Source organism: Paenirhizobium naphthalenivorans (assembly GCF_007992095.1).
GTDB classification, from domain to species: Bacteria; Pseudomonadota; Alphaproteobacteria; order Rhizobiales; family Rhizobiaceae; genus Allorhizobium; species Allorhizobium naphthalenivorans.
The window spans coordinates 104,716-122,017 of sequence record NZ_BJZP01000009.1 but is presented as its reverse complement, the minus strand read 5'-3'; the positions used below and the strand labels follow the sequence as shown (position 1 = coordinate 122,017).

At 61.0% G+C, this 17,302-nt stretch carries 15 protein-coding genes; 10 read left to right on the top strand and 5 right to left on the bottom strand.

Features of this window, described 5'->3' with window-relative positions; genetic code table 11:
* Positions 1–4: 4 nt before the first annotated feature.
* Entirely contained in the window at positions 5–793 is a 789-nt protein-coding gene (gene pcaD / locus RNA01_RS11440) for a 3-oxoadipate enol-lactonase (protein ID WP_147180333.1), read from the bottom strand.
* Positions 794–883: 90 nt separating this feature from the next.
* Between pcaD and pcaQ the strand changes: the two genes are divergently transcribed.
* Positions 884–1,810, top strand: a complete 927-nt coding sequence (pcaQ, locus tag RNA01_RS11435) for a pca operon transcription factor PcaQ (protein WP_147180332.1) — start codon at positions 884–886, stop codon at positions 1,808–1,810.
* A 7-nt stretch (positions 1,811–1,817) separates the two neighbouring features.
* On the opposite strand, the gene polA is transcribed toward pcaQ, so the two are convergent.
* Positions 1,818–4,817: a DNA polymerase I gene (polA, locus tag RNA01_RS11430; RefSeq protein ID WP_147180331.1), complete on the bottom strand. Its 3,000-nt coding sequence runs from the start codon at positions 4,815–4,817 to the stop codon at positions 1,818–1,820.
* A 394-nt stretch (positions 4,818–5,211) separates the two neighbouring features.
* On the opposite strand from polA, the gene RNA01_RS11425 reads away from it, so the two are divergent.
* The 7 genes from RNA01_RS11425 (at position 5,212) to dnaJ (ending at position 14,349) form a co-directional block, all read left to right on the top strand.
* The gene (locus RNA01_RS11425) at positions 5,212–5,643 is read left to right on the top strand and encodes a MarR family winged helix-turn-helix transcriptional regulator (RefSeq protein ID WP_147180330.1); all 432 of its coding nucleotides are present in this window, start codon (positions 5,212–5,214) and stop codon (positions 5,641–5,643) included.
* A 105-nt stretch (positions 5,644–5,748) separates the two neighbouring features.
* The gene (locus RNA01_RS11420; protein WP_147180329.1) at positions 5,749–7,140 is read left to right on the top strand and encodes a dipeptidase; all 1,392 of its coding nucleotides are present in this window, start codon (positions 5,749–5,751) and stop codon (positions 7,138–7,140) included.
* Between the two features lie 417 nt (positions 7,141–7,557).
* Positions 7,558–8,016, top strand: coding sequence for a YbaK/EbsC family protein (locus tag RNA01_RS11415; protein ID WP_147180328.1), 459 nt, complete (start codon positions 7,558–7,560; stop codon positions 8,014–8,016).
* A 215-nt stretch (positions 8,017–8,231) separates the two neighbouring features.
* Positions 8,232–10,493, top strand: coding sequence for a transglycosylase domain-containing protein (locus RNA01_RS11410; protein ID WP_147180327.1), 2,262 nt, complete (start codon positions 8,232–8,234; stop codon positions 10,491–10,493).
* 322 nt (positions 10,494–10,815) lie between these two features.
* Positions 10,816–12,729: a molecular chaperone DnaK gene (dnaK, locus tag RNA01_RS11405; protein WP_147180326.1), complete on the top strand. Its 1,914-nt coding sequence runs from the start codon at positions 10,816–10,818 to the stop codon at positions 12,727–12,729.
* The gene (locus tag RNA01_RS11400; RefSeq protein ID WP_147180325.1) at positions 12,729–13,202 is read left to right on the top strand and encodes a hypothetical protein; all 474 of its coding nucleotides are present in this window, start codon (positions 12,729–12,731) and stop codon (positions 13,200–13,202) included. Before dnaK ends, RNA01_RS11400 begins: the two co-directional genes overlap by 1 nt.
* 4 nt (positions 13,203–13,206) lie before the next feature.
* Positions 13,207–14,349 (top strand): molecular chaperone DnaJ, encoded by a 1,143-nt coding sequence (dnaJ, locus tag RNA01_RS11395; RefSeq protein WP_147180324.1) that lies wholly within the window; start codon positions 13,207–13,209, stop codon positions 14,347–14,349.
* Positions 14,350–14,424: 75 nt separating this feature from the next.
* Here the strand turns inward: dnaJ and RNA01_RS11390 are convergent, their stop codons facing one another.
* Positions 14,425–14,682 carry a putative antibiotic biosynthesis monooxygenase gene (locus tag RNA01_RS11390; protein ID WP_147180323.1) on the bottom strand — a complete coding sequence of 86 codons (258 nt, stop codon included), beginning with the start codon at positions 14,680–14,682 and terminating at the stop codon, positions 14,425–14,427.
* A 104-nt stretch (positions 14,683–14,786) separates the two neighbouring features.
* Here RNA01_RS11390 and RNA01_RS11385 point away from each other — a divergent pair, with 104 nt between their 5' ends.
* Complete coding sequence (locus RNA01_RS11385) at positions 14,787–15,392, top strand: TetR/AcrR family transcriptional regulator (RefSeq protein WP_147180322.1); 606 nt, start codon at positions 14,787–14,789, stop codon at positions 15,390–15,392.
* Here the strand turns inward: RNA01_RS11385 and RNA01_RS11380 are convergent.
* Both RNA01_RS11380 and RNA01_RS11375 read right to left on the bottom strand, forming a co-directional pair.
* Entirely contained in the window at positions 15,386–15,595 is a 210-nt protein-coding gene (locus tag RNA01_RS11380) for a SlyX family protein (RefSeq protein WP_147180321.1), read from the bottom strand. The genes RNA01_RS11385 and RNA01_RS11380 overlap by 7 nt on opposite strands.
* A gap of 83 nt (positions 15,596–15,678) precedes the next feature.
* Positions 15,679–15,966, bottom strand: coding sequence for a hypothetical protein (locus tag RNA01_RS11375; RefSeq protein ID WP_147180320.1), 288 nt, complete (start codon positions 15,964–15,966; stop codon positions 15,679–15,681).
* Positions 15,967–16,143: 177 nt separating this feature from the next.
* On the opposite strand from RNA01_RS11375, the gene recF reads away from it, so the two are divergent.
* Positions 16,144–17,262: a DNA replication/repair protein RecF gene (recF, locus tag RNA01_RS11370; RefSeq protein ID WP_147180319.1), complete on the top strand. Its 1,119-nt coding sequence runs from the start codon at positions 16,144–16,146 to the stop codon at positions 17,260–17,262.
* Positions 17,263–17,302: the final 40 nt, after the last annotated feature.

Genomic DNA, 17,302 nt, shown 5'->3' with positions numbered 1-17,302 from the left:
TCCTTCATGCCTTCTTGAGGAACGGCTGCAAGAGCGCCGCCAGTTGCTCCGGTTGTTCGACGCAGGGGATATGGCCGCAGCCCTCGATGGTCTCGAAGCGCGCACCGGGGATCGCGCTGGCTGTCGCCTTGACCAGCTCGGGCGGGGTAGAGCCATCCTGGTCACCCACCACGCAGAGAACAGGCACGGAAATCGTCGCCAGCGCATTGGTGAAGTCAGTGTCGCGAATGGCCGCGCAGGTTGAGGAATAGCCGGCCACGGCTTGGCGACTCATCATCAAACGGTAACCGGCGAGATCGTCCGCACGCTCCTGATGGAAGTCCGCAGTGAACCAGCGCTCCATCACATTGTCGGCTATGCTTTCCAGTCCGTCTTTGGCGATAGCGTCGATGCGCGCGTTCCAAGCGTCCGGCGCGCCGATCTTCGCCGCCGTGTCGCACAGCACCAGCTTCTTCACCATGTCAGGGCGCTTTTGCCACACGCCCTGGCAGATAAGACCACCGACCGAGAGACCACAGAAGACCGCCCGCTTGATGCCGACATGTTCGACGAGGGCGATCAGGTCATCGACAAGATCCGCCATGCCGAAGGGTTTATCGGCCCCACCCGTCAGGCCGTGACCACGGCTATCATAGAGCAGCACGGAGATATCCTCGCTAAGCTCATCGAACAGCGGCAGCCAGATACGAAAATCGGTGCCGAGCGAGTTAGAGAATACGACGAGATTCTTCGCATCCGGCTCGCCGAGCAGTTCGTAGTGGACGGGAATGTCGTTGATTGTGGCGAAAGCCATGATTTTCTCCTCACTGGGTAGAGTGTTATTCGATGCATTTCGGTGGGTAAAATGATATTTCTTCTCCAACGCATAACAAAAATGGCATGAATTATGGATCAGAGGATCAAATTCCGACACTTGCAGACCTTCCTTGAGGTCGCACGCCAGAGGAGCGTCGGCAAGGCCGCCGATGCGCTGGCAATCACCCAGCCGGCGGTGACCCGGACGATGCGGGAGCTTGAGGAGATCCTCGGCGTGGCTTTACTAGAGAAGGAAGGAAGGGGTATCCGCGTTTCGCACCTTGGCGAGGTGTTCCTCAAGCACGCGGCCGAAAGCCTGGCTTCGGTGCAGCGGGGGATGGATTCGCTCGCCCAAGCCATGAAATCGGAAGGGCCACCAATCAGCATTGGCACGCTGCCGACCGCATCGGCGACCTTCATGCCGGACGCGGTCGCCGAGTTCCTGGCGAGCGGCACAGGCAGCCAGGTAAAAATCGCCACCGGCGAAAACCGCGTGCTGCTGGATTCTTTGCGCCTTGGCGAGCTGGATCTCGTTGTCGGACGCCTCGCCGCGCCGGAGCGGATGGCCGGGCTCTTCTTCGAGCCGCTCTACAGCGAGGAGGTGGCTATCATCGTGTCGCCCGGTCATCCGCTTCTGGCGCGACGCAATTTCACACTGGGGGCGCTTGCCAACTATACCGTTCTGATGCCGAACAAGGGCTCGGTGATCCGGCCCTACGTTGACCGGCTACTGCTGACGAATGGCATACCGGACCTGCCGAAGATGCTCGAAACCGTCTCGGCCTCCTTCGGCCGCGCCTTCGTGATGCGGCATAATGCTGTATGGTTCATCTCGCGTGGTGTCGTGGTCGACGAACTGGAAAGCGGCCGATTGGCCGAGCTTTCCATCGATATGAGTGAAACGCGCGGCGCGGTTGGGCTGACGACGCAGGCGGGCGTCGAGCCAAGCGCGGCCCTGGCGCTGATGATGCAGACGATCCGCAACCACGTCGCGGCGCGGACCGCACTCTTCTGAACGCGGCTTAGTGGGCCTCATCCCAATTGTCGGCAGCGCGCGCATCAACCTTGAGTGGCACGCGCATGGATACGGCCGGCATGGCGGCATGTTCCATAGTCCTTACGATGACCGGCATGGCAGCGTCCACGGCATCGTCTTCCACTTCAAAGATCAATTCGTCATGGACCTGCAGGAGCATCCGCGCCTTCTCGCGAAGGCCGGCGGCGGCAAGCGCCGGCTCGACTTTGATCATCGCCCGGCGGATGACATCGGCGGCTGATCCCTGGATCGGTGCGTTGATTGCTGCGCGCTCATTGAAGGCGCGCATGGACGGGTTCGACGACTTGATCTCCGGGTAATGGGCACGGCGACCGAAGATGGTTTCGACATAGCCGTGCTCACGGGCAAAGGCCTTGGTGCTCTCCATGTAGTCCTTGATGCCCGGGAAGCGCTCGAAATACTTCTTGATGTAATCGCCGGCCTCCGAACGCTCAATGCCGAGCTGGTTGGCAAGCCCGAAAGCTGAAATCCCGTAGATGATACCGAAATTGATTGCCTTGGCGCGACGACGTACTTCGGAGGGCATGCCTTCGACCGGAACACCGAACATTTCGGAAGCGGTCATCGCATGGATGTCGATGCCGTCGGCAAAGGCCTGGCGCAGTTGTGGGATCTCCGCAACATGGGCAAGCACACGCAGTTCGATCTGGCTGTAGTCAGCCGACAACAGCTTGTGGCCGGGCGTCGAGACGAAGGCGGTCCGGATCTTGCGGCCTTCGGCGGTACGCACCGGGATGTTCTGAAGATTGGGCTCGGAGGAAGACAGACGCCCGGTGGTGGTCGAAGCCAGCGAATAGCTGGTATGGACCCGTTTGGTCTCAGGATGGACGAAGCCGGGGAGCGCATCGGTATACGTCGATTTCAGCTTGGTCAGCTGGCGCCAGTCGACGATCTTGCGCGGCAGCGGCGCGCCTTCGGCAGCGAGATCCTCCAGAACCTGGGCCGAGGTCGACCACTGGCCGGTCTTGGTCTTCGAACCGCCCGGCAGCCCCATCTTGCCGAACAGGATGTCGCCGAGTTGCTTGGGCGAGCCAATATTGAAGCGCTCGCCAGCCAGTTCGTAAATCTCGTCCTCGAAGGCGGCAGCCTTCTGGCCAAGCTCGCCGGAGAGGCGCGACAGGATCTGGCGGTCGATGGAAATGCCGCGCTCTTCCATATCGACCAGGACCGGCACCAGCGGGCGTTCCAGCCGCTCATAAATGCGCGTCAGCTTTTCCGCCACAAGGCGGGGCTTGAGTACCATCCAAAGCCGCAGCGTGACATCTGCGTCTTCCGCCGCATAGGCCGTTGCCTTGTCGATGTCGACAAAGTCGAAGGTGACGGATGACTTGCCGGAGCCGGCGACCTCCTTGTAGGCGATCGGAGTGTGCCCCAGAAGGCGCTCCGAGAGCGCATCCATGCCGTGGGTCGTCTTGCCTGCATCCAGCACGTAAGACATCAGCATGGTGTCATCGAAGCCCTGAATGACGATGCCATAGCGCTTCATCATCAGATAGTCGTACTTGAGATTCTGAGCGACCTTGAGGATGGAGGAATCCTCGAGCAGGTCCTTCAGCGCCGAAAGCGCCGCTTGCATAGGGATCTGGCCTTCGGCCAGCTTCAGTCCGTCGCTGAACAGATCATCGCGGCCGGTCTTGTGCGCAAGCGGAACATAGGCGGCGCGAATATCGGTCGATCCAGTACTCTGGCCATTGTCGGCGATCGCCAAAGAGAAGCCGACCAGCTCTGCGCGCATCGGATCGATCGACGTGGTCTCGGTATCGAAGGCGACAAGGCCGGTCTCGCGGGCCGCGGCAATCCAGGCGTTCAGCGCCTCGAGATCGCGAATCGTCAAATATGCGGTGGTGTCGATTTTCCGCCCGTGGAAAGCGGCAGCGCGTGCGGCAGCAAGATCGGCCGGCGCCGGATCGCCGTTTGCGGTCGCGGCAATCGTGGTCGCCTTGCCCGTTTCGCCCCCCGTTACCGGCGGAGCGGATGCCTCTTCATCTGCCGACGTCGCAGAATCGAGATCCGGGCCGTGGGCCGCAGCACCCCATTCGAACTTGACCGGCGCCGGATCGATAGCGGACGCATCACAATCGCAGGCTTCGGCGACGCGGCGGGTCAGCGTGGTGAATTCCATCGTCTTCAGGAAACCGACCAGCCTCGGCCCATCCTGTTTCTCCAGCACCAGCGCGTCGAGCGGCATGTCGACAGGCACATCAGTCTTCAGCGTCACCAATTGACGCGACAGACGAACCAATTCGGTATTGGCGATGATGTTCTCGCGACGCTTGACCTGCTTGATCTCGCCGGCCCGGGCCAGCAGCGTATCGAGATCGCCGAACTCCTGCAGAAGCTGGGCCGCCGTCTTCGGACCGATACCCGGAACGCCGGGAATATTGTCGGTCGAATCGCCGGTCAGCGATTGCAGGTCAATCATCTTTTCCGGCGGAACGCCCCATCTCTCAACGACCTCCGGAATGCCGATCTGTTTGTCCTTCATGCTGTCGTACATGTGGACCATGGGGGTTACGAGTTGCATCAGATCCTTGTCGGAGGAAATGATCGTCACGTCGGCACCGACCGCCTCGGCCTGCCGGGCATAGGTGGCGATCAGATCGTCCGCCTCGAAGCCTTCTGCTTCGATACAGGGCAGGTTAAAGGCCCGGGTCGCTTGACGGATCAGGCCGAATTGCGGGATCAGCTCCTCCGGCGGTGCCGAGCGATTGGCCTTGTATTGCGGATAGAGCTCCTTGCGGAAGGTTTTCGACGAATAGTCGAAAATGACGGCGAAATGGGTTGGCGTTACCCCGACGTTCGTGTCGCGCGCGTCCATCAGCAACTTCCACAACATGTTGCAGAAGCCAGAGACAGCACCGACCGGCAGGCCGTCCGACTTACGGGTCAGCGGGGGAAGGGCGTGGAAGGCGCGGAAGATGAAACCCGAGCCGTCGACGAGGAAGAGATGATCGCCTTTTTTCATGTGGGCATGGATAGCGCGGGGCGCCCGGGGCGTCCATATAAAGTTCGCCTGAGGCCGGTCGTCCCGAACACACAAACGTTACAGATTTGTAATCCAGCCTTCCCTTGAAAAGCCGCATTTCACCACACATTTCATAGTCACCGGCGCCTGATCACGCCGCGGTCTGAATGAGGCTCGTCCCCCGCCGCTTCAGACTGGACAAAGGCCTTATCCCCCTCTCCGGGCCTTTGTCCCTCATTCGAAGCCGCCATGGTATCCGCCCCCAAGCCATGGCGGCTTCTTTATGTCCGGATCATTGTTCGTTCCCCGCCACCTCCCCAAAAAGACCCGCCATGGAACTGGATCGCCTGCGATTTATTCTTGAGCCCACATCAGAACCGGCTTATCCATTGGCATGGCTCAAAATCGTTCTGATTCCGCCACCTACCTTGCTGGCCAATTGGCCAAGGGATTTGCCCGCGCTCTTCAGGTGCGTGCGACAAAACTGGGGTTTTCGGCCGGTCAACTGCCCGTGTTGATAGAGCTATGGAACGAAGAAGGGCTCACTCAGAAACAGCTTCTCGAGCGGGTCGATATCGAACAGGCGACCATGGCCAACACACTGTCACGCATGGAGCGCGACGGCCTGATCAAGCGCCACCCGCATCCTTCCGATCGGCGCGCGCAAGTCATCTTCCTGACCGACAAGGCCCGTGATCTCGAGCACGAGGCGCTCGCCGCTGCCAACGAGGCGGATCAGGCGCTTTTCTCCGGATTTCGCCGTTTCGAGAAAGAACTGATGCTCGAATATATGCGCTGGGCGATCGAAAACGCCCGCAAGCTCTAACCACAGCGCCTCGACCGGTTGACGCATTTTAATTTTGCCCGCCCTCGAAACGCTCTGGCCTTTGGTCTATCGTCCTGACGATTTGCAATCTGCAGGATAAATGCCATGACCGATATTTCCGCCGTACTCGACCGCGCCGACCAGACCTTGCCCGGCAGCCTGGAGCGCCTGTTCGATCTCGTCAGGATCCGCTCGATTTCGACCGATCCGGCCTTCAAGGCCGAGTGCCGCAAAGCCGCAGAATGGCTGGTCAACGAGTTGACCGGGCTTGGTTTCGAGGCCTCCATGCGCGACACACCCGGCCATCCGATGGTCGTCGCCCACCACGCCGGGGCAAAACCCGACGCGCCGCACGTCTTGTTCTACGGCCACTACGACGTTCAGCCGGTCGATCCGCTGAACCTTTGGGAAGAGGATCCCTTCGCGCCGACGATCAAGGAGATCGAACCGGGCCGCAAGGTTATCACCGGTCGCGGCACATCCGACGACAAGGGACAACTCTTGACCTTCGTCGAAGCGTGCCGCGCCTATAAGGCTGTACATGGCAGCCTGCCGATCAAGGTCAGTATCCTGTTCGAGGGTGAGGAAGAATCTGGATCGCCCTCGCTCAAGCCATTCCTGTCCGCCAACGCGGAAGAGCTGAAGGCCGACTATGCGCTGGTCTGCGACACCAGCATGTGGAACACGGAAACACCAGCCATTGCGGCGGCACTACGCGGCTTGGTCGGCGAAGAAATAATCGTTACGGCGGCCGATCGCGACCTTCACTCGGGCCTGTTCGGCGGCGCTGCGGCCAATCCGATCCACATCCTGGTCGAGATATTGGCTGGCCTGCATGACGAGACCGGCCGCATCACCCTGCCCGGCTTTTATGAAGGAGTCGAGGAGACACCAGCCAATATCAAGGCATCCTGGGAAACACTCGGCCGTACGGCAGAAGGCTTCCTTGGTGAAGTCGGCCTGTCGATCCCCTCGGGCGAAAAAGGCCGCTCGGTGCTGGAGCTTACCTGGGCACGGCCGACGGCGGAAGTGAACGGTATTACCGGCGGATATACCGGCGAAGGCTTCAAGACCGTGATCGCCGCCAAAGCCTCGGCCAAGGTTTCGTTCCGCCTGGTCGGCGAGCAGGACCCGGCGAAGATCCGCGAGAGCTTCCGCGCCTATGTACGCTCCAAGATCCCGGCCGACTGCTCGGTGGACTTCCACGAGCACGGCGGTTCGCCCGCGATCCAGCTGTCCTACGATTCCCCTGTCCTGACCAAGGCGAAGAACGCTCTGTCGGACGAATGGCCAAAGCCGGCCGTCGTCATCGGCATGGGCGGCTCGATCCCGATCGTCGGCGATTTCCAGAAAACGCTCGGCATGGATTCCCTGCTGGTCGGCTTCGGCCTGACCGACGACCGCATTCACTCGCCAAACGAGAAATACGACCTGAAGTCCTTCCATAAAGGCATCCGGTCGTGGATCCGCATCCTGGATGCGCTGGCCTCGGCGTAAGAAAACTGAAGGCGCGTCGCCTTGCCAGCCGGCGCGCTTCGCCTGTTCAGGCCAGAAACGGCAGCGCTCCGCTCAGGCCCAGAAACGCAAAAAGGCCGGGGGATACCCGACCTTTCCTATCCCGTTTCGACGCCCCTGCCAGTACATCCGTGGTCAGGAGCGGAAACGAGCAATGCGCATTTCCGGACATGGCCTTTACCTATCGGTATCAGCCAGCGTCCCATGATCACTAGAATGAAGTGAAGTGATTAACCGATGATTAATTCCCTTCGCATTCCTGATCCAAAACGCTGCAACACATCAATCAATGGCTGCATGCACTGGTTGGACCCTAGATGGGTAGGCCCGGTTGCGATATCAAGGCCCATCTCCTTTTCGCACTTGCCCAGCTTCGGGACATGCGCTTAGAATTGCATCATGAGCCTTGAATCCGTCCGTTCTTTCTTCGCTGAAAAAGCCCCCGAAATCACCGTCATCGTCACCGATGCAAGCTCTGCGACGGTCGCATTGGCTGCGGAAGCCCATGGCGTCGAACCCGACCAGATCGCCAAGACGATTTGCCTGAGGGTCGGCGACACTATCGTGCTGGTCGTCACTGCCGGCACCAAGCGGCTCGACAATCGCAAGTTCAAAGACCGTTTCGGCGTCAAGCCGCGCATGCTTGGGGCGGAAGAGGTGGTCGAAGTGACCAGCCATCCGGTCGGCGGCGTCTGCCCCTTCGGCCTGCCTTCCGACCTCAAGGTCTATTGCGACATCTCGCTGAAGGCCTTCGGCCAGGTGGTGCCTGCCGCAGGCGCTACCAATTCGGCGGTTCATATCGCACCGCAACGCATGGCAGAACTGGTGAACGCCGAATGGGCGGATCTCTGCCAATAGACCGCACGAACGATCTCTTTGAACGACTGGCGCAAGCCGCGGCTGCAAGGGATTGTTTACCGCGTCTTAACCCCCCCTTAAATCGCCGCATTTAGAGTCCAGTCCTCCGGCCGCGCCTTCGCTTTCGTCATGCGGCTGTCATTCACAGCGCGAAACGAGACGCCGAGGAAGCCGGCATCGAAGGCGCACAGTTTTCTGGAGCAAGATCGCCGGCCATGGCACTAAAAGGCAAATCCCGTAAACGCGTCGAGCCGACCTTTCAGGGCGAGCCCGACGACGATGAGGAGATTCGCCTCGACGCCGGCGACCGGATCGGTGGCAAGGGCACGAGCCGAAGCACCAGACAACAGGCACCGAAGTCACCCAAGTCCGCCTCCACGCCGCGCGAACGTCGTGGCGGAGCCAAGCCCAAACGTCGCGCCAGAGGCCTCACAGGCCTGCTCGGCCGCGTGATCTACTGGTGCATCGTGCTTGGTATCTGGGGGGCGATCGGTGTCGGCGGGATCGTGATGTATTACGGCGCGCGCATGCCGAGCGCCAGTTCCTGGTCGATTCCCGAGCGGCCACCCAATCTCAAGGTTCTCTCCGTCGAGGGCACGGTGATCGCCAATCGCGGCGCAACCGGTGGCGAGGCGCTGGCGCTCGAGGACATGTCGCCTTTCATCCCGCAGGCTGTCATCGCCATTGAGGACCGACGTTTCTATTCGCATTTCGGCGTGGATCCACTCGGTCTTGCGCGGGCGGTGGTGACAAATCTCATCAGTCGCCGCACCGTACAGGGCGGCTCGACATTGACGCAGCAGTTGGCCAAGAACCTGTTCCTCTCACCGGAGCGGACGATCGAACGCAAGATCCAAGAAGTGCTCCTGTCCTTCTGGCTCGAACACAAGTTCACCAAGGACCAGATCCTGGCGATGTATCTCAACCGCGTCTATTTCGGTTCCAACGCCTATGGCGTCGAAGCGGCATCACGGCGCTACTTCTCCAAGTCGGCCCGCGACGTGAATCTAGGCGAAGCGGCGCTACTGGCGGGTCTGCTCAAGGCGCCGTCGCGGCTGTCGCCGGCGCGCGACCCGCAAGCGGCGGAAGCCCGGGCGCAGGTCGTGCTTGGCGCGATGCGCGAGGAAGGCTACATCTCGGACGACGAGATCAAGACAGCGATGTCCCAGACGCCGACAACGGCCAAGCGCTACTGGACCGGGGCCAGTCAATATGTCGCCGACATGGTGGTCGAGGAGACGAAGCGCCTCGTCGGCACAATCAGCGAGGACCTTGTCGTCGAGACGACCATCGACATGGGGCTGGAGAAGAAGGCCGAGGCCGTGATCGTCAAGGCGCTCGATACCGACGGCGCAAAGCTCAACGCTTCGCAAGCCGCACTTGTCTCCATCGATGGCACCGGGGCGATCCGCGCCCTCGTTGGCGGCAAGGACTATGCCGAAAGCCAGTTCAACCGTGCCGTCAAGGCCAAGCGCCAACCCGGATCGGCCTTCAAGCCGTTCGTCTATGCGGCAGCACTCGAAAACGGCATTCGTCCCGATTCGATCCGCAATGACGCGCCGGTCAGGATCGGCAAGTGGACGCCGGAGAATTATGACCAGAAGTACCGCGGCCCCGTGACACTCAGTCAAGCGCTTGCCAACTCGCTCAATACCATTGCCGCGCAACTGGTGATGGAGGTCGGCCCCGATCACGTTATCAAGCTCGCCCACCGGCTCGGCATCGAATCGGAATTGCAGGCCAACGCTTCGATCGCACTTGGGACTTCGGAAGTATCCCTGCTTGAACTGACCGCCGCCTATGCCCCGTTCATGAACGGCGGCTACAAGGCGACGCCGCACATCATTCGCCGGATTTCCAATGCCGACGGCAAAGTTCTTTACGAGAACGACTACGCGGAACCGCCGCGTGTCCTCGGCGAGCCTCTGATCGCCGACATGAACCGTATGTTGAAGGGCGTCATAACCGATGGCACCGGCAAGAAAGCCCGTCTGTCCGGATGGGAAGCGGCCGGCAAGAGCGGCACGACCCAATCCTTCCGCGACGCGCTGTTTGTCGGTTACACCAGCAACCTGACAACTGGCGTGTGGTTCGGCAACGACGACGGTCAGTCAATGAAGAAGGTGACAGGCGGCGGATTGCCCGCCAAGGCCTGGCACGATTTCATGACGGCCGCCCATGCCGGTCTGACGCCGGACCCTCTCTCCGGCAGCGACTATATCGAGCCACAGCCGGAACCGATGACGATCGGCACCATCCTCTCAGACGTGTTCTCCGGCGGAGAGACACGTTATCCGGCGGCCCCGGGCACACCGGCAGCACGCCAGTCGGACTTGCCACCAACGGGGATTCCGCAGGGCGATCCCTATCGGCCTCAGGCGGGTGGTCCCATTCCGCCCGCAGACGTCGGCGGGGACTCTCCGGTTCAGCCGGCAAACCGGCGCACAACGCTGCTCGACCTCATTATGGGTCAATGAGGCCGAAACGGCACTGCCGGCTTGCAACGGCGCGGGTCAACAACCATGTTTGTGCTGCAGCCCAGCGTATGGTTTGACCACTCCCGGTCTGTGCGAATCCGACGGGGCATTTTCTGTCCGCGAGGTGATGGAGCAATCGGAGCCAATCTGTTCTTTTTACTGGATTACAGCGAGTTTCCAGCCTTGCAGTCAGAAAAACCGCTTCTTATATACGCGACATAACCGCGGTTAAGGCCGCGAGATCCCAGACCATCCACGTCGAGGGGCTGTCAAGGGAATGCCTTTCGAGGGTTCAGACAGTCTGCTTCAAGGAGAGAATCACATGGCTAAAGTTATCGGCATCGACCTTGGAACCACCAATTCCTGCGTATCCGTCATGGACGGCAAGGACGCGAAGGTCATTGAGAATTCCGAAGGCGCACGCACCACGCCCTCTATGGTCGCCTTCACAGACGACGGCGAGCGTCTCGTTGGTCAGCCCGCCAAGCGTCAGGCTGTCACCAACCCGACCAATACCCTGTTTGCTGTGAAGCGCCTGATCGGTCGCCGTTATGAAGATCCGACCGTCGCAAAGGACAAGGGCCTGGTTCCTTTCCATATCGTCAAAGGCGACAATGGCGACGCTTGGGTCGAGGCTCAGAACAAGGCTTATTCGCCGGCACAGATTTCGGCTATGATCCTTCAGAAGATGAAGGAAACCGCGGAAGCCTATCTCGGCGAGAAGGTCGAGAAGGCCGTCATCACCGTTCCGGCATACTTCAACGACGCCCAGCGTCAGGCGACCAAGGATGCGGGCCGTATCGCCGGCCTTGAGGTCCTGCGCATCATCAACGAGCCGACTGCGGCAGCACTTGCCTATGGCCTCGATAAGAAGGATGGCAAGACGATCGCCGTCTACGACCTTGGCGGCGGTACTTTCGATATTTCGGTGCTGGAAATCGGCGACGGCGTCTTCGAGGTGAAGTCGACCAATGGTGACACCTTCCTTGGCGGTGAGGACTTCGACATGCGTCTGGTCGAATATCTCGCAGCTGAGTTCAAGAAGGATCAGGGCATCGACCTGAAGACTGATAAACTTGCCCTTCAGCGCCTCAAGGAAGCCGCCGAAAAAGCCAAGATCGAGCTGTCCTCGTCGCAGCAGACCGAAATCAATCTGCCGTTCATCACGGCCGATGCATCCGGTCCGAAGCATCTGACGCTGAAGCTGACCCGTTCCAAGTTCGAAAACCTGGTCGATGACCTCGTCCAGCGTACCGTTGCTCCTTGCAAGGCAGCACTCAAGGATGCTGGTGTGACCGCAGCGGAAATCGACGAAGTGGTTCTGGTCGGCGGCATGAGCCGCATGCCGAAAGTCCAGGAAGTCGTCAAGCAGCTGTTCGGCAAGGAGCCGCACAAGGGTGTAAACCCGGATGAAGTAGTCGCCATGGGTGCCGCCATTCAGGCTGGTGTTCTGCAGGGTGACGTCAAGGATGTCCTCTTGCTCGACGTGACCCCACTGTCGCTCGGCATCGAGACCCTCGGCGGCGTCTTCACCCGTCTGATCGACCGCAACACGACGATCCCGACCAAGAAGAGCCAGACCTTCTCGACCGCGGAAGACAGCCAGTCGGCCGTGACCATCCGCGTATCGCAGGGCGAACGTGAAATGGCTGCTGACAACAAGCTGCTCGGCCAGTTCGACCTCGTTGGCCTGCCGCCGGCACCGCGCGGTGTTCCGCAAATCGAAGTCACCTTCGACATCGACGCCAACGGCATCGTGCAGGTTTCGGCCAAGGACAAGGGCACCGGCAAGGAACAGCAGATCCGTATCCAGGCCTCCGGTGGCCTCTCCGACGCCGACATCGAGAAGATGGTGAAGGACGCAGAAGCACACGCCGAGGAGGACAAGAAGCGCCGGGCCGGCGTCGAAGCCAAGAACCATGCCGAAAGCCTCGTGCATTCGACCGAGAAGTCGTTGACCGAGTTTGGCGACAAGGTTTCGGAAGATGACCGCAAGGCCATCGAGGACGCGATTGCGGCCCTCAAGTCGGCAATGGAGGCCTCCGAGCCGAATGCCGAGGATATCCAGGCCAAGACCCAAACCCTCATGGAAGTCTCCATGAAGCTCGGCCAAGCGATCTATGAAGCCCAGCAGAGCGAACAGGGCGAAGGCGCCTCGGAAGGTGGCAGCGACGAGGATGTCGTCGACGCCGATTACGAGGAAGTCAAGGACGACGACTCGAAGAAGTCGGCCTGATGCAGCGGCCTGAGCGACGTATTACCTTCAAAGGGCTGGCCTTCGGGCCAGTCGTATTTTCGCTGGCCCTCTGCGCAAGCGCCGCTATGGCGCAAGATAGTGGTCAGATGGAAACGGTCTTTCGCAAGGTGAGCGCCGCAGAGGCCACCATCGTCAAGGCGATCGGTGCGGGCGACAGCCGGCAGCTTTCCAAGACAGGCAGTGAACTCGGCCGGATCATCGAAGCGGCGCTGAAGCGCCGCGAGGATGGCGGCCGCGTGACTTCCTGCGACATGGCGGCCCATTCACTGGCCTATCTTGCTGTATCCGTCGCGGATGGCTTGGCCAACAAGGGCGAGCCGCGCCGTTTACTGATCGAAGACGCCCGCGCTGCGGCTTCGGACTTCCAGAAGGACATGTCCGCCTGCGAAAAACAGGCCGGCAAGAAGACTGGCAGCCACGCGAGCGTGGAGAGAGCTTTGAGAGCTTTGTAAAACCATGGTAAAAGCAGATTTCTACGAAACCCTCGGGGTCACGAAGACCGCCGACGAAAAGGAGCTGAAGAGCGCCTTTCGTAAGCTGGCGATGAAATTCCATCCGGACAAGAACCCCGGAGACGCGGAAGCAGAAAAGAAGTTCAAGGAACTCAACGAGGCCTACGAGATGCTCAAGGACCCGCAGAAGCGGGCAGCCTATGACCGTTTTGGCCATGCAGCCTTCGAGCAAGGTGGCGGCGGCTTCAATCCGGGCGGCGGATTTGCTGGCGGCGGATTCTCCGACATTTTCGAGGATATCTTCGGGGAGATGATGGGTGGCGGCCGTGGCGGCCGGGCCCGTTCGACCGGCGGTCGCGAACGCGGCGCCGACCTTCGCTACAACATGGAGATTTCCCTCGAGGAGTCCTTCACTGGCAAGACCGCACAGATCCGGGTTCCGACCTCGATCACTTGCGAGGCCTGCACCGGCACCGGCGCCAAGCCGGGCACGAAGCCAACCACTTGCGCCACCTGCCAGGGCTCTGGTCGCATTCGCGCAGCCCAAGGCTTTTTCTCCATCGAGCGCACCTGTCCGACCTGCCACGGTCGTGGCCAGACGATCTCCGACCCCTGCACCAAGTGCAGTGGTCAGGGGCGTGTGACAGAGGAGCGCTCACTGTCGGTCAATATTCCGGCCGGTATCGAGGACGGAACGCGCATTCGCCTGCAGGGCGAAGGCGAGGCTGGGATGCGGGGGGGACCCTCGGGTGATCTCTACATCTTCCTGTCGGTCACACCGCACGAGTTCTTCCAGCGTGATGGTGCGGATCTCTATTGCTCCGTGCCGATCTCCATGACGACCGCGGCTCTTGGCGGCACATTCGATGTGGTGACACTCGACGGCGCCAAGTCCCGCGTGACGGTTCCGGAGGGCACCCAGGTCGGCAAGCAGTTCCGCCTGAAAGGCAAGGGCATGCCTGTGCTGCGCTCGACGCAGATGGGCGATCTCTACATCCAGATCCAGATCGAGACGCCGCAGAAGCTCACCAAGCGACAGCGCGAACTACTGCAGGAATTCGACCAGTTGTCCTCTAAGGAGAATAACCCGGAGTCGACCGGTTTCTTTGCCCGGATGAAGGACTTCTTCGATACCTTGAGCGACTGATTCAGTCGTGACAGCGCGGAATAGTTCACGCGAGCCGGAGGGGCCCCCTCCGGCTCGCTTTTTTTTGATCGGACCTCAGTCGATGGTCACCGGGCGCGACTGGCGCAGGATAAACCAGGCGAAACGCTGCTGGATCATCGGCGCAATGCCATAGACGATACTGAAAACCATAAGTGGCGCCAGAATTGCGGTCCGCTGCCAGATCGGCCAACCGTCGGTCAGCGGCATCAGGATATAGAGGATGGCGGTGACAAAGGGGTAGATGGCGGCCAGCATGAGAATGGACAGCCGAAACCTGGAGGGGGCGAGGCGGGAGGCGGAATTGTCGGACATGGGAAGCTCCATAAGAACGGTACGTTTCGTTCTATATCGGAACGGATCGTTTCGTTCAATAGACAATCGTGCTATGGCATCGCGAAGCAACGGAAGGCCATAGGATGGGAAAGCCGACAACCACGCGACGAACATCAATTGGATCGCAGCGCAATCCGGCAAGCGAGGAGGCGATTCTCCAGGCGGCCCAGGCCATTCTACTGGAAGGCGGCCTGCAGGCCTTCTCGATCGAAGCCGTGGCCAAACGGGCAAAGGCCGGAAAGCCGACCATCTACCGCTGGTGGCCATCGAAGGCCGCGCTGCTGCTCGATGTCTATCACCGACAGAAGGATGGCGTTCCCCATCCCGATACCGGCGATGTACGTGAGGACCTCGTGCAGTTTCTCGCTGGGCTCATGGGCTTCTGGCGCGACGGAGGCGGAGCGATCTTCCGATCGATCATCGCCGAAGCTCAGAGCGATGCCGGCGCGCTTGAGGCCCTTCAGAGCTACGTCCTGTCGAGATGCCTACAGACCGGCGAGATTCTCCGGCGGGGGCAAGCGCGCGGCACGGTTCGGAATGACATCGACCCCGACCTGGTAATCGAACTCTTTTCCAGCTTCGCCTGGAGCCGGCTGCTCACCAGCCGGCTAGAAGTGACGCGACAGCAGGTCGAGCAGATCGTCTCGGCTGTGGTGGACGGCGTCGCCGCGGAAAGTCAGCATCAGTAGTGGGGCGGCCGGGTAATCGCCGGCGCCTCAAGAGCCTGCTCCTCGAGCGAAAGAAAGCGCTCGGTCAAGCGATCGAGCTTGGCACGCGTCTGTTCGACCACCTTCCACTGCTGCGTGAGCTGGTCGGATAATTCCTCGATGACCCGAGACTGATGGGCCACCGTTTCTTCGAGCCGCAGGATGCGGTCTTGCTGATCGGTCATGCTCTCGCTCCCTTTCAAGGCTGCGGCGCTTGTGACGGATGCCGGCCGCGTGGTCAATGGCGGCAAAGCGCATGGACACCCGCCTAGCGCTGCTTCTTTTTCTTATAAGGCATCAGCATGATGGCCGAGGCGGTGACCGCAGCGGCGAAGGTCAGCGCCAGCGGAACAGCAATCAAAGCGGCCGGCAGAACAGGATTGCGCGCCCGCGCCAGATGACGGCCGAGCCCGCCGATGTCAAACCACATAAGCATGCCAGCGACGACCAAGCCGAGCGCCGCGCCAAACAGCGCATTACCGGCAAGAAAGCGCAGCATCTCCCAGTGATCGCGGCGAGCTTCCTCCGGCGTCAGTTCGTCTCGATCTGAATTCATCTCGCACCCCCGCATTCGCGTCGTCAACGTCCAGATACACCTGCGTGCCGTACCGGTCCATGCGTCCGAACGTCCACGCCGCTCCAACCGCCCCACGCTTGCCCGAGAAAACAGCAGGACTACCTTGCCATTGCCGGCCTTTCAGCCTAGCTCAGGAGGGTACAAGACCGGACAACAATGACGCACAAGACCTCGATCCACCGGCTGAAACTCACGGATTTCCGGAATTATCCGACCGCGACACTCGCGCTCGACGGGCGACATGTCGTGCTGACCGGGGAGAACGGCGCCGGCAAGACCAATCTGATGGAGGCCGTGTCCTTCCTCTCGCCCGGGCGAGGCCTTCGCCGTGCCGTTCTTGCCGATGTCGTTCGCGTCGGAGCGACGGGCGGCTTTTCGATCTTCGCTGAGGTCGAAGGAATGGAGGGCGTGGTCGAAATCGGTACCGGAACGGAGGGCGAAGGGGAAACCGTCGTGCGCCGGCTGCGCCTCAACGGTACGCCAACCAGATCGGTCGATGAACTGACTGACCACCTGCGCATCCTGTGGCTTACGCCGTCGATGGACGGGCTCTTCACCGGACCTGCCGCCGACCGGCGACGCTTCCTCGACCGACTGGTTCTTTCACTCGACCCGGCGCACGGACGCCGTGCCAGTGATTTCGAGCGCGCCATGCGCAGCCGTAACAGGCTCCTGTCGGAAGGCCGTTTCGATCCGGCCTGGCTTACCGGCATCGAGCAACAGATGGCGGCCCTTGGCGTGGCGATGACGCTGGCCCGCCGGGAAATGCTGGGGCTACTCGCCGGCCTGGCCAGAAGCCCGGACGATTCGAGCTTTCCCTCGGCACAGCTGGCGCTGAAAGGCTTTTTCGACAAAACGGAAGGGCCAGCGATCGAGCTTGAGGACCGCTACGGGGAAGCACTGGCCAGTGGCCGCTACCGCGATGCGGCCGCCGGCCGGACGCTCGAAGGGCCGCACCGCGCCGATCTTCTGGTGCGCCATGCCGACAAGGACATCGAGGCGGAACGTTGCTCGACCGGCGAACAGAAGGCTCTGCTCGTTGGCCTGATCCTCGCCCATGCCAAACTGGTTGCCACCATGACCGGGCATGCGCCAATCCTGCTGCTCGATGAGATCGCTGCGCATTTCGACGAAGGCCGGCGTGCGGCGCTGTTCAACCGGATCGATGCGCTCGGCGGTCAGGCCTTCATGACTGGCACGGACCGGTCGATGTTTTCGGCGCTCGGCGAGCGCGCCCAGTTCATAACCGTACGCGACAGCGTGCTTGTCGCTTGACGGCCTTTCCCGCCCCAGCCAGCCATGCCATTATTGTGCC

Excerpts from the sequence above, each read along its gene's own strand:
- pcaD (WP_147180333.1), bottom strand. The coding sequence starts at position 793 with ATGGCTTTCGCCACAATCAACGACATTCCCGTCCACTACGAACTGCTC.
- polA (WP_147180331.1), bottom strand. The coding sequence starts at position 4,817 with ATGAAAAAAGGCGATCATCTCTTCCTCGTCGACGGCTCGGGTTTCATC.
- RNA01_RS11425 (WP_147180330.1), top strand. The coding sequence starts at position 5,212 with ATGGCTCAAAATCGTTCTGATTCCGCCACCTACCTTGCTGGCCAATTG.
- RNA01_RS11420 (WP_147180329.1), top strand. The coding sequence starts at position 5,749 with ATGACCGATATTTCCGCCGTACTCGACCGCGCCGACCAGACCTTGCCC.
- RNA01_RS11415 (WP_147180328.1), top strand. The coding sequence starts at position 7,558 with ATGAGCCTTGAATCCGTCCGTTCTTTCTTCGCTGAAAAAGCCCCCGAA.
- RNA01_RS11410 (WP_147180327.1), top strand. The coding sequence starts at position 8,232 with ATGGCACTAAAAGGCAAATCCCGTAAACGCGTCGAGCCGACCTTTCAG.
- dnaK (WP_147180326.1), top strand. The coding sequence starts at position 10,816 with ATGGCTAAAGTTATCGGCATCGACCTTGGAACCACCAATTCCTGCGTA.
- RNA01_RS11400 (WP_147180325.1), top strand. The coding sequence starts at position 12,729 with ATGCAGCGGCCTGAGCGACGTATTACCTTCAAAGGGCTGGCCTTCGGG.
- dnaJ (WP_147180324.1), top strand. The coding sequence starts at position 13,207 with ATGGTAAAAGCAGATTTCTACGAAACCCTCGGGGTCACGAAGACCGCC.
- RNA01_RS11390 (WP_147180323.1), bottom strand. The coding sequence starts at position 14,682 with ATGTCCGACAATTCCGCCTCCCGCCTCGCCCCCTCCAGGTTTCGGCTG.
- RNA01_RS11385 (WP_147180322.1), top strand. The coding sequence starts at position 14,787 with ATGGGAAAGCCGACAACCACGCGACGAACATCAATTGGATCGCAGCGC.
- RNA01_RS11380 (WP_147180321.1), bottom strand. The coding sequence starts at position 15,595 with ATGACCGATCAGCAAGACCGCATCCTGCGGCTCGAAGAAACGGTGGCC.
- RNA01_RS11375 (WP_147180320.1), bottom strand. The coding sequence starts at position 15,966 with ATGAATTCAGATCGAGACGAACTGACGCCGGAGGAAGCTCGCCGCGAT.
- recF (WP_147180319.1), top strand. The coding sequence starts at position 16,144 with ATGACGCACAAGACCTCGATCCACCGGCTGAAACTCACGGATTTCCGG.